The sequence below is a fragment of the Pseudomonas sp. NKUCC02_KPG genome, from assembly GCF_019345465.1.
GTDB lineage: Bacteria > Pseudomonadota > Gammaproteobacteria > Pseudomonadales > Pseudomonadaceae > Aquipseudomonas.
In genome coordinates this window covers 78700-91168 of the sequence record NZ_JAHKRC010000021.1, presented here as the reverse complement: position 1 = coordinate 91168, position 12469 = coordinate 78700, and the positions used below count along the sequence as shown (strand labels likewise).

5 protein-coding genes are annotated in these 12469 nt (G+C 60.0%); 3 read left to right on the top strand and 2 right to left on the bottom strand.

The window, feature by feature from the left end:
- Window positions 1–670 precede the first annotated feature (670 nt).
- Entirely contained in the window at window positions 671–889 is a 219-nt protein-coding gene (locus tag KO536_RS22800; protein WP_219263068.1) for a DUF2970 domain-containing protein, read from the bottom strand.
- A 158-nt stretch (window positions 890–1047) separates the two neighbouring features.
- On the opposite strand from KO536_RS22800, the gene KO536_RS24380 reads away from it, so the two are divergent.
- The gene (locus KO536_RS24380) at window positions 1048–3339 is read left to right on the top strand and encodes a dermonecrotic toxin domain-containing protein (protein WP_257623056.1); all 2292 of its coding nucleotides are present in this window, start codon (window positions 1048–1050) and stop codon (window positions 3337–3339) included.
- Window positions 3340–3434: 95 nt separating this feature from the next.
- Complete coding sequence (locus KO536_RS24375; RefSeq protein ID WP_257623055.1) at window positions 3435–6218, top strand: NEL-type E3 ubiquitin ligase domain-containing protein; 2784 nt, start codon at window positions 3435–3437, stop codon at window positions 6216–6218.
- Window positions 6219–6264: 46 nt separating this feature from the next.
- On the opposite strand, the gene metH is transcribed toward KO536_RS24375, so the two are convergent.
- On the bottom strand, window positions 6265–9975 hold the full coding sequence (gene metH, locus KO536_RS22790; RefSeq protein WP_219263067.1) for a methionine synthase: 3711 nt from the start codon (window positions 9973–9975) through the stop codon (window positions 6265–6267).
- Window positions 9976–10129: 154 nt separating this feature from the next.
- On the opposite strand from metH, the gene KO536_RS22785 reads away from it, so the two are divergent.
- On the top strand, window positions 10130–12427 hold the full coding sequence (locus KO536_RS22785; protein WP_219263065.1) for a fatty acid cis/trans isomerase: 2298 nt from the start codon (window positions 10130–10132) through the stop codon (window positions 12425–12427).
- The last annotated feature ends 42 nt before the right edge of the window (window positions 12428–12469 follow it).

Below are 12469 nucleotides of genomic sequence, written 5' to 3'. Positions count from 1 at the left end.
AGCTTCCACGGTTAATCCGGTAAACCGCGTGTATCGGCTTTGCGACCGCTTCGCGATCGATCGCAGCCTCGTTCCACTCGTCAGCGACTACACGCGGGATGGGTGGCGAAAGTAGTCGCTGACGAGCCGTGCGAGGCTGCGTCCGGCGTGATACGGCACCCCGACGCAGCCGTCGTAAATCAGCTTCCACGGTTAATCAGGTAAACCGCGTGTATCGGCTTTGCGACCGCTTCGCGATCGATCGCAGCCTCGTTCCACTCGTCAGCGACTACACGCGGGATGGGTGGCGAAATCTGTAGTCGCTGACGAGCCGTGCGAGGCTGCGATCGGCGTGATACGGCACCCCGACGCAGCCGTCGTAAATCAGCTTCCACGGTTAATCCGGTAAACCGCGTGTATCGGCTTTGCGACCGCTTCGCGATCGATCGCAGCCTCGTTCCACTCGTCAGCGACTACACGCGGGATGGGTGGCGAAATCTGTAGTCGCTGACGATCCGTGCGAGGCTGCGTCCGGCGTGATGCGGCACCCCGACGCAGCCGTCGTAAATCAGCTTCCACGGTTAATCAGGTAAACCGCGTGTACCGGTTTTGCGACCGCTTCGCGATCGATCGCAGTCTCGTTCCACTCGTCAGCGACTACACGCGGGATGGGTGATGAAATCCGGGTTCGTTATACCCCCGCCAGATGCAGCACCAGCTTGACGATCCCGAACAGGATCAAGGCAAACACCGCGGTAAATAACAGGCCCAACAGCAAAAAATGGGCGGGTTTGCCGTGGGTGAAATCCCGGGCCCGGTTTTTTCCGCTCTGTACGCCAAACGCAGCGGCCATCACGCTGTGCAGCATTTGCCAGAAGGTCGGTGGCTTGTTGTCCGCAGGATCGTCCATTTGCCTCTCCTCTGTTGTTCGCACCCGCTCGATACAGCGTAGCCAAGACCTGGGTCTGGGAACGGGTATTTCCCGGTGCGCTAACGGACTACCACCCGCCGCTTTGGAACTTTCGTAGTAGTGAGGCTCATTCAAACGAGTCTCTGGAAGTTCCCACTATGGACAATCTATACATACGCAATGGGCTGGGGCCGCACGCGGCTTTTATCAAACGCCAGCTGCCGGGCTGGATCAAACACAGCCATGTGGCCGATATCAAGCGTCTTGAACCGGGTTTGTGGAAGGGCCAGGTGTCTGCGGTCGAGCCACCGCCGTGGTTCACGAATGCACCGTCCTGGTTGCGCCAGGCGCTGATGGTCAGTCAGGCCCGCAGCCAACAGGCCTATGTCGAATTGGCCAAAACCCTCAAGGACCTGCAAGGCATCACCCAGTTTGCCGAGCCCAGGCTCAAGGAGGCGCTGCACAGTCACAGTGCCTCCAGCCAGGGCATGGATATCAACAGGAACCGGCTGTTTTATCTGCGACGCAATCAGCCGGTGCAACATCAAAGCCTGTTGCAAGCCGCGTTGATGAACTTTGAAGGCAATGAGGCGTTCTCCCTGGTGGTCAAAGGGCAGGTCAGTGCACTGGCCCCGGCAGGGGCTTTGCCCCTGGGCATGACGAATGCGGCGCAACCCCCGGACATCTATGCCACGGTCGCCGACGGGTTACTGCACGGTACCGGGCCTGTGGTCAGCCTGTTTGAGGAGACGCTGGACAACCTCAAGCCCGTGCCTGGCTTCAGCTACCGGGAAAAACTGGACATGTCCCCCCAGGTGTTCTCGCAGATTTGCCGGGCCCTGGATCTGGGGCAGCAGTATCAGGCGCATCTGGGCGCGGTGTTTGAGGCCCCTGGCCGGGCACCTTTGGTGCGGCGCCAGATGATCCGCGCACAAAAAGAGCTGCTGGCTGTGCGCTTGCATACCGCTTTGATGCAAAAGCAGGTGTCAGCAACGGCCTATGACATGTTGCGCGGCGTGCTCGAAGACGACCCGCAGCCCAGGCTAAATGGCAAGCCGGTGGTCTTCAGTCAATTGCAGTTGTATGGATTGACCGTGGCCGAGGTGTTGCTGATCGGCCCCTGGCGTTCAACCCTGCCGGTGACCGAGTGGCAGGACAGCGGCTTTGGATTCCAGGTGCCGGTGATGAAAAAACCCGATATGGAACCCCTGGTGGTCTATATCCCCGGTGATCCGGTGGCGCCACTCAAGCAATACCCGTCCCTGGAAGCCTTCCAGTATGAGCTGGGCCTGAACCTGCGCACACCGCAGTATCAGCGGTTGTTTGCCAACCTGATGCCCCAGGGCGAGGCCCAGGCATTTCTCTCGCGGCTCAACCACCAGCTGTACAAGAGCGCGCCTGACCCCAAGGGCATTGAGCCTGCGGTCTATGTGGATGAAGTCGACCTCAGGCTCGGCCAGGTCTACCTGGATACGCCCCCCGGCCAGTTGTTCAACGGGCTGTACAGCCTGCACCTGGAACGGTTGAAAGCCAATGCGCGCAAGCTCGCGGTGCCAACCGCCGATGCCGACAGCAAGCTGCTGCAAGAGCGTCTGGATTACTGGCTGGGCCTGGGGATGGATGCAGTGAATGTGGCCGCGTTTTTTATCCCCGGCGCAGGCGAGGTGATGATGGCGGTCATGGCGTTGCAAATGGGCGCGCAGATCTATCACGGCGTCGAAGCCTGGGCGGTTGGCGATGTTGACGGTGCCTGGGCGAGCCTGCAGGCGGTGGCCATCAACGTGGCGCTGGCCGCGACCATGAGCGGCGGCGGTTATGCGTTCGGCAAGGTGGCAGACGGTAGTCTGGCGAAGTGGGCCGATCATCTCACGCAAATCGTCCTGCCCGGCGGTGAGGCCAGGCTGTGGAATCCCGACCTGGTGCCTTATCAATGTGATCCGCTGTTTCAGCCACACGTCAGGCCCAATGCGTTGGGCCAGTATCGGGTCGATGGCAAGACCTATGTGCAGATCGACCGGTGCTTCTATGAGCAGGTGTTCGATCCGGCGCTCAATGCCTGGCGGATCAAGCACCCGGCGGACAACGCGGCCTATCAACCGTTGCTTGAACATAATCAGGGCGGCGCCTGGCGGCACCTCCATGAGCGGCCCTTGCAGTGGTCGCGCGAAACTTTGCTGCGTCGGCTGGGGCACGAGACTGACAGGTTTGATGACCGGACCCTGGGGCAGATTGGCGATGTATGCGGCATCAGTGACGATGCGCTGCGCAAGATCCATGTCGATGGCCTGCCTGTCCCGGCCATGTTGATGGACACCCTGGAGCAGTTTGCCGGCGGGGCCGAAATGGGCGGCCCGGGCAAGCAGCACAATCCGGATGTCGACTGGTTGCGCCGTCGCTATCCCATGCTTTCCGAGCGGGTGGCCCAGGAACTGCTGGAACAGACCGGGTAACGGACTACTGCCGGGGCAGCATCAAGCAATTCGTACCCCATGATTTGCATTTTCGCGACACGGTCCTGGCTCAATACTCCGGCAGGGATCAGGCGTTGCCCGAGTTGCTGGTGCGCGTCAATGGGCTGCATGCAGAGCACCATGCCCTGGTTGCGGCGCTGGATGTGTGGGTCAACAAGCAACCCATGAGCGCGGATATGTTTTTTCGCAGGCAGGCGGCCGACAGGCTTCGGCATTGCTGGAGCCAGGGGGTTGCTTCGCGTCTGGAGGTGGAGGACGCCAGGCCCGGTCCTTCATGGCGACGCAGTTCAAAGGGCGGCTTTCTGGATATCTCGGGAGGCGGGGTGCATGACTTGCCACAACTGCCTGCCAACGGGTTTGGCCATGTGTACTTCCTGGACATGAGCAACCTGAGTGTGCCACTGGATGAGCTGGACCGGTTTCTGGGCCCATTCGCCCATGTCAAAATCCTGAACCTGAGCCGTAACAGCCTGACATCATTGCCAGCAGCCCTGGGGGGGCTCAGGCAGCTCACTGAGCTCAACCTGGCCTTTAACGAGTTGACCCTCAACCCGTCGATGCAGGGGCGCCTGAATCGCTTGACCGAGTTGCAAAAACTGAGCTTGCAGGGCAATCGCGTGACGGCTTTGGATGTCAGTGCAATGACTCGCCTGGAGTCACTTGACCTCAGCGATTCGGGAATCAAGGCGTGGCCATCCGGAGCGCTGCAACTGCCGCTGTTGCGCCAGTTGAATCTGAGCCGCAGTGCCATTGTCGACATTCCTCAAGCAGCATTGCAGGGGCACGATCAACTAATGCTCGGCACCTACCTGCGCGGCTGCCGGTTGACACCGGCAAGCTGTGCCGAGTTGCTGGCGTATATTCGCCGTAGCGGGCGCCAGGGGGCGGGGGACATCAGCCCCCTGTTGCTGGCCTCAGGCCAGACGGGTGGTACGCCTGAGTTTTTCCCCGATGACGTATCCGACAACCCGGACTTGCTGTTACCGGCTGCACCAGTGCTCGATCCCGATCAGCCGCTGGTCGAATCCGCCGCCTTGTTGCTCAGAATCCACCCTGACCTGGGGCTGGGTGATGCCATCGAACTCATCGAACAATGGCGCACCCAAGGGCTGGATGCGCTGGACATCAATGCCCGGTTGGTACAGTGGAACAACCAGTACGACGGGCTGATCCAGCGCCTCAACAGCTGGATTGATACACCCAGTCATCGAGAGGGCGGGCGTTGGGTCAGTGCGGTAGACCGCAGGCGTGCGGCCGACCGGGTTCTGGATGCCTGGCGCCATGTGCGGGGGGCGCCTGCCGCGGATGAATCGGGCAACAGCCAGAGCCTGGATTTCTCGGATCTGTGCCTGGGTGATATTGCGCCGTTGCACGCGTCCCTGGAGCATGTCACGACATTGAACCTCAGTGGCGTCAGGCTCAGCGCACAAGGCAGCGACGGGTTTATCAGTGAATTCACGGCCCTGAATACCTTGCGACTTAACAACAACAGGTTGACCCGATTGCCCGAAGTACTGGGTTCGCTGGACAACCTGACCCGCCTTGAGGCTTCGCACAACCTGCTCGAAGGCGGCGATCAACTGCAGCAGCAACTGCAATCGATGGCCCGCCTGCAATGGCTGGATCTGAGTTACAACCGACTAGAAAGCTTCGATCTTGACGGCCTGGGCGAACTGCAAACCCTCGATTTACGCGGCAACAACCTGACTCGCTGGCCTGCGCGCGTGCTCACCAGCCCGGCCTTGAGAAGCCTGGACCTGAGCAACAACCAGATCGACTCTATTCCGCCGGAGCTGTTTGAGGGGGATAACGATGTGCTGATGGCCAACACCGATCTGTCCGATAACCTGATGTCCAGTGCCAGCTTCAGCACGCTGAGGGACTATATGGAGTTGTCGGGCAACAGCCTTGGTTTTACTCGCGAGGAAATCGAACTGGCCCTGGAGGATACGGATACAGCGGCCAGTAGCTCCGATGAGTCGGATGAGGATCTGGTACATCCGGGCTCGGAGCCAGAGAATCAGCAAAAGGAGCGCTGGTTCGACGGTGTTGCCGATGTTTCGCCAAAACATGCCATCTGGGAAAACGTGCGGGCCCGGGATGGCAGCGAAGGTCTGTTCCACTTGCTGTCGCAGTTGAAGTACACCCGCGACTTCATTCAGGACAAGGCCGACCTTGCGCGGCGGGTCTGGGATGTCTTGCAGGCGGCCGATGCGGATCCGGCGCTGTGCAGTGACTTGTTTATCATCGCCCACTCTCCCATGACCTGCGGCGATGGGCGCATCCTGCTGTTCAGCGATCTGGAAGTAAAAGTCCATGAGTTCAATGCACTGCGCTCAGTGGTTGCCGGTGAAGAGGGAACCGTGCTGCTGCGCCTGGCGCGAAGCCTGTTCCGTCTGGGGCAAGTGGAAGACATCGCCGCAGCGGCCATCAGCCTGCATCCTGACCTGGATCCTGCCGAAGTTCGCCTGGCCTATCGCATCAGTTTGGCCAGGCGTCTGGACCTGCCCAGGCAGCCCAAGGACATGCTGTTCAGAAACGCGGCGCGGGTGAGCGCGCAGGATATCGAAAACGCATATGCCAAGGTGCTTGCCGCACAAGCCAGCCCGGCTTTTATGGAACGGCTGATTGCTCAGGAATATTGGGTCAACTACCTGCAGCGCAAGTACGTGGCCGACTTTTCGGCACTGGAACATCGTTTTGAACTGGAGGCTGAAGCCTTGCAGGATCTGCACCCGGAACTGGGTGAAGCCTACAGCCAGGAAATAGAAGCCATGGGGCAGAGGAAGAAAGTCGAGCGCCGGGCGTTACTGACACGCTTGTCACAGCGCGAGCGCGACGAGATCGAGCGGGTTTGATGCAACCCTGGCAGGAGCGGCTTGCGCCAGCTCCTGCCCGTTTTACTCAGTTGTCATAGCCCAGGTTGGGTGCCAGCCAGCGCTCGGTCACGCTCAGGTCCTGACCCTTGCGTGCCGTGTAGCTGGCGATCTGGTCCTTGTCGACCTTGCCCACGGCAAAGTACTGCGCTTGCGGGTGAGCGAAGTACCAGCCACTGACCGCTGCCGCCGGGAACATGGCGTAGTGTTCGGTGAGGAACACGCCGCTTTTGCCTGCGCGCATTTCTTCGGCTTCGGGGTCGAGCAACTGGAACAAGGTGCCTTTTTCGGTGTGATCCGGGCACGCGGGGTAGCCGGGGGCAGGGCGAATACCGCTGTATTGCTCCTTGATCAGCTCTTCATTACCCAGCTTTTCATCCTTGGCATAGCCCCAGTAGTTTGTCCGCACCTGCTGGTGCAGCCACTCGGCGCAGGCTTCGGCCAGACGGTCGGCCAGGGCCTTGACCATGATCGAGTTGTAATCGTCGCCCGCGTCCTGGTAAGCCTTGGCCACCTCTTCGGCGCCGATCCCTGCGGTGGTGATAAAGCCGCCCACGTAGTCGGTCACGCCGCTGTCTTTGGGTGCGACGAAGTCGGCCAGGGAGAAGTTCGGCTTGCCGTCGGTCTTGATGATCTGCTGGCGCAGGTGGTGGAGTTTGGCCAATGGCTGGCCATCGTCGCCGTACAGCTCCAGGTCGTCATCGTTGACCTGATTGGCCGGCCAGAAACCGAACACCGCACGGGCGCTGATCAGCTTTTCGTCGATCAGCTTGGCGAGCATTTCCTGGGCGTCGGCATACAGTGCCGTTGCCGCTTCGCCGACCACTTCGTCGGTCAGAATGCGCGGGAACTTGCCCGCCAGGTCCCAGGAGATGAAGAACGGCGTCCAGTCGATGTACTCGGCCAAGACCTTGAGGTCGATGTTGTCCAGCACCTTGGCACCGGTAAAGGTTGGCTTGACCGGCTGGTAGCCGGCCCAGTCGAACTGCGGTTTCTTGGCGATGGCGGCGGGGTAGCTCAAGCGCTCGGTGCGGGCACTGCGGTTGGCGGTGCGCTCGCGGACTTCAACGTACTCAAGGCGGGTTTTCTCAACGAATGCAGGCTTCAGCTCCTTGGACAGCAACTGCGTGGCCACGCCCACGGCGCGGGAGGCGTCGGTGACGTAGATCACGGCATCGTTCTGGTACTTGGGTTCGATCTTGACCGCAGTGTGTGCCTTGGACGTCGTGGCGCCGCCGATCATCAGGGGCAGATGGAAGTTCTGGCGCTGCATTTCACGGGCAACATGCACCATCTCGTCCAGTGACGGCGTAATCAGTCCGGAAAGACCGATGATGTCGCACTTCTGCTCCTTGGCCACCTGGAGGATTCTCTCCGCGGGCACCATCACGCCAAGGTCAACGATGTCGTAGCCGTTGCAACCCAGCACCACGCCGACGATGTTCTTGCCGATATCGTGTACGTCACCTTTCACGGTCGCCATCAGGATCTTGCCCTTGGCTTCCGGCTTGTCGCCTTTTTCCAGCTCGATAAACGGGATCAAATGCGCCACGGCCTGTTTCATCACGCGGGCGGATTTAACTACCTGGGGCAGGAACATCTTGCCCGCGCCAAACAGGTCGCCGACGATGTTCATGCCCGACATCAACGGGCCTTCGATCACTTCGATCGGGCGCTTGAAGGACAGGCGCGACTCTTCAGTGTCTTCAACGATATGGGTGGTGATGCCCTTGACCAGTGCGTGCTCCAGACGCTTGTTCACGTCCCAGCTGCGCCACTCTTCGGTTTCGGCTTCCTTGACGCTGCCATCGCCCTTGTACTTGTCGGCAATGGCCAGCAGGTTGTCGGTGGCATCGGGGGTGCGGTTGAGCACCACGTCTTCTACCGCGTCGCGCAGTTCGGTCGGGATCTGGTCGTAGATCTCCAGTTGGCCGGCGTTGACGATACCCATGGTCAGACCATTGCGGATCGCGTACAGCAAAAACACCGAGTGGATCGCTTCACGTACCGGGTTGTTGCCACGGAACGAGAACGACACGTTGGACACGCCGCCCGACGTCAGTGCATACGGCAGCTCGTCGCGGATATAGGCGCAAGCGTTGATGAAGTCCACCGCGTAGTTGTTGTGTTCTTCAATGCCGGTGGCCACGGCGAAGATATTCGGGTCGAAGATGATGTCTTCCGGCGGGAAGCCCACTTCATTGACCAGAATGTCGTAGGAGCGTTTGCAGATTTCCTTTTTACGGGCTTCGGTGTCGGCCTGGCCCGCTTCGTCGAAGGCCATCACCACCACGGCGGCGCCATAGCGCTTGCACAGTTTGGCGTGATGTTTGAACTGCTCGACGCCTTCTTTCATGCTGATCGAGTTGACGATGCCCTTGCCCTGGATGCACTTGAGGCCCGCCTCGATCACTTCCCACTTGGAAGAATCGATCATGATCGGTACGCGAGAGATATCCGGCTCGCCAGCGATCAGGTTGAGGAAGGTCACCATGGCCTGCTTCGAATCCAGCATGCCCTCGTCCATGTTGATGTCGATGATCTGCGCACCGGCCTCAACCTGTTGCAGCGCCACTTCCAGGGCTTCGGTGTAGTTGTCTTCGCGGATCAGGCGGGCGAAGCGGGCGGAACCTGTGATGTTGGTACGTTCACCGACGTTGACGAACAACGAGCTGCGGTCGATGGTGAACGGCTCCAGCCCGGAGAGGCGGCAGGCCTTTGGAATGTCCGGAATCTGGCGCGGGGCGTAACCGGCCACGGCATTGGCGATGGCCTGGATATGGCCCGGCGTGGTGCCGCAGCAACCACCGACAATGTTCAGGAAGCCGCTTTGAGCGAACTCCTCAATGACCTTGGCTGTTTCGCTTGGCAGTTCGTCGTACTCGCCGAACTCGTTGGGCAGGCCCGCGTTCGGGTGAGCCGAGACGTAGGTGCTGGCCTTGTTCGACAGCTCTTCTAGATAAGGACGCAACTCGCTGGCGCCCAGGGCGCAGTTCAAACCGACCGAGATCGGTTTGGCATGGCTCACGGAGTTCCAGAACGCTTCGGTGGTCTGGCCTGACAGGGTACGGCCAGATGCGTCGGTGATGGTGCCGGAAATCATGATCGGCAACTCGATGCCCAGCTCTTCGAACACGCCCTGTACGGCGAAAATCGCGGCTTTGGCATTGAGCGTGTCGAAAATGGTCTCGATCAGGATCAGGTCGCAGCCGCCTTCGATCAGGCCTCTGGTGGCCTCGGTGTAGTTCTCCACCAGTTCATCGAAGGTGACGTTGCGATAACCCGGGTTGTTGACATCCGGCGACAGCGAGCAGGTACGGCTGGTAGGGCCGAGCACGCCTGCAACAAATCGTGGTTTGTCCGGGGTCTCCAGGGTCTTGGCGTCGGCCACCTTGCGCGCAAGGCGTGCGCCTTCTACGTTTAGTTCGTAGGCCAGCGCCTGCATGCCGTAGTCGGCCTGTGAAACCTGGGTGGCGTTGAACGTGTTGGTTTCGAGAATGTCGGCACCAGCGTCCAGATACGCCTTTTCAATGGCTCCGATCACATCGGGGCGGCTGAGGATCAAAAGGTCATTGTTGCCTTTGACGTCGCTCGGCCAGTCGGCGAAGCGTGTGCCACGATAGTCGTGTTCCTCTAGGCGGTAGCTTTGGATCATAGTGCCCATGCCGCCATCGAGAATCAGAATGCGCTCTTTGAGGGCTTGCTGAAGTGCTTGGAGACGAGCGCTGCGGTCAGACATAGGACTACCTGTTAGAGCCATGCAAAAGATGTGAAATCATAACAAACCTGCGTGGGATTTGAGCGCTCGCTGATTTACATGAATTTCATTCATGTTGCGACAGGGCGGCGACAGGTAGAATCGCGACATATTTTTGATATCAGGACACTGGCACATGTTTTTTCGCCTACTCGCCAGCGCCGTGACGCTGGTGGCGTGCAGTACAGCGTTGGCACAGGCCCCGTTGGTTAGTCCGGTCATTTCCTACACCAGGGATATTCAGCCGATCCTCACCGAAAAGTGCGTTGCCTGCCACGCTTGCAACGACGCAGCCTGCCAGTTGAACCTGGGAAGCGCGGAGGGTGCGACCCGCGGTGCCAGCAAGGTGCCGGTCTATAAAGGAGATCGTGTCGATGCCGTTGCCCCGACGCGGATTTTCTTCGATGCCGATGGCCCGCAGGAGTGGAGGCTTAAAGGGTTCTACCCGGTAGTCGACGCCCAGGGCGCGCAGGCGTCCTTGATGGCGCGCATGCTGGAGCTGGGCCACAGCACCCCGCTGACCCCAAATGCCAAATTGCCCGAGGAAATCGTCCTGGGCATCAACCGCGAAAACGTCTGTCCGGCGCCGGGGGAGTTCGACGCTTACGCCCAGCGCCATCCAAAAGAAGGCATGCCGCTGGCCGTGACCGGGTTGACGAACACGCAATACCACACCGTACAAACCTGGCTGGCCCAGGGCGCGAAGGTTGACCAGCACGCAATCAAGCCGACTGCGGTCGAAGCGGCACAGATCAGCGAATGGGAAGAGTTGCTCAACCGCCCGGGTTCAACCGAAGCCCTGGTGGCGCGCTGGTTGTACGAGCATCTGTTTCTGGCCCATACCTACTTCGACAACGGCGTGCCGGGGCATTTCTTCCAGTGGGTGCGTTCGCGGACCCCAAGCGGTCAGCCGGTTGACCTGATTGCTACGCGCCGCCCGAACGACGATCCGGGCACCAGTTTTTACTACCGGTTGATGCCCGTTCAGGGTGTGATCGTGCACAAAACCCACATCACTTACCCGATGGGGGCGCAGAAACTTGCACGGGTCAAACAGCTGTTCTACAGCGGTGACTGGCACGCCACCAGCTTGCCGGGCTACGGGCCTCGAGGCCGGGCCAACCCGTTCGAAGTCTTCGAAGCGATTCCGGCGGTGGCGCGTTACCAGTTCATGCTCGACAACGCCGAGTATTTCGTACGCACCTTTATTCGTGGGCCGGTGTGCCGTGGGCAGATTGCGACTGACGTGATTCGCGACAACTTCTGGACCGTGTTCCAGGAGCCTGCCCATGACCGCTATGTCACCGACGCCGCCTATCGTGGCGAAGCGACGCCGTTGCTGGCAATGCCCGGCCAGATCGACGACGTTGGCAGTGTTATTTCGTTGTGGCACCGCTATCGCAACAAGCGCAATGACTATGAGAAGTTGCGCCAGCAAGCCTATGCCGACATGCCGCCACCGAGCTGGTCGACCCTGTGGGCCGGCAACGACAACGCCTTGTTGACCGTTTTCCGTCACTTCGACAGCGCCAGTGTCAGCAAGGGCCTGATCGGCGAAATCCCGCAAACCCTGTGGCTGTTCGACTATCCGTTGCTGGAGCGCACCTACTACCAGTTGGCGGTTAACTTCGATGTGTTCGGCAACGTTTCCCATCAGGCCCAGACACGCTTGTACTTTGACTTGATCCGCAACGGCGCCGAGGTCAACTTCCTGCGCTTGATGCCGGCCGACGCCCGTTCGGGCATCTTGAGCAACTGGTATCAGAACAGCGGCAAGCTGAAGATGTGGATGGACTACCAGAAGATCGACACCGGCACGCCGAGCGGCATGAAGCTCGATCCGGCCGACCCCAAGCGTGACTTTGCGCTCAAGCTGATTGAGCGCGCCGGCACCCTGAATGCACGGCCCGACCCGATCAACCGTTGCAGCGGCGCGTACTGTTCACGCCCCGACATTCCGCAAGAGTTCAAATACGCCGAGCAGGCACTGAGCCGTCTGACCTCGCGCCCTGCGGCGGGGCTGTCGGTCATCAGTCAATTGCCAGAAGCCAGCATGTTGCGGATCGAGGGAAGTGACGGCAAGCGCGAGATGTACAGCATGCTGCGCAATCGCGCGCACACCAACGTGGCCTTCATGCTGGGCGAGGAATACCGGCTGGAGCCTGGGCTGGACACCCTGACCATCTACCCCGGGGTGCTCAGCAGCTACCCGAACTTCATGTTCAATATCCCTTCGGGGCAGGTTGAGGCCTTTGTTGAAGCGATGGAGCAATGCAAGGATCAAGAGACCTTTGACACCATTGTCGAGCGCTGGGGGATTCGCCGTAGCCATCCACAGTTCTGGCAGTACTTTCACGATATTGGCCAGTACATCAGCGAAACCGACCCGGTAGAGGCCGGTGTGCTGGATATGAACCGCTACGAAAACCTGTAATCAGCCACTAGAATTTGATACATGGGGTGTGGCTTTCCTGAC

What these genes read in the sequence shown, in the direction of transcription:
- KO536_RS22800 (WP_219263068.1), bottom strand. Translation starts at nt 889, where the DNA reads ATGGACGATCCTGCGGACAACAAGCCACCGACCTTCTGGCAAATGCTG.
- KO536_RS24380 (WP_257623056.1), top strand. Translation starts at nt 1,048, where the DNA reads ATGGACAATCTATACATACGCAATGGGCTGGGGCCGCACGCGGCTTTT.
- metH (WP_219263067.1), bottom strand. Translation starts at nt 9,975, where the DNA reads ATGTCTGACCGCAGCGCTCGTCTCCAAGCACTTCAGCAAGCCCTCAAA.
- KO536_RS22785 (WP_219263065.1), top strand. Translation starts at nt 10,130, where the DNA reads ATGTTTTTTCGCCTACTCGCCAGCGCCGTGACGCTGGTGGCGTGCAGT.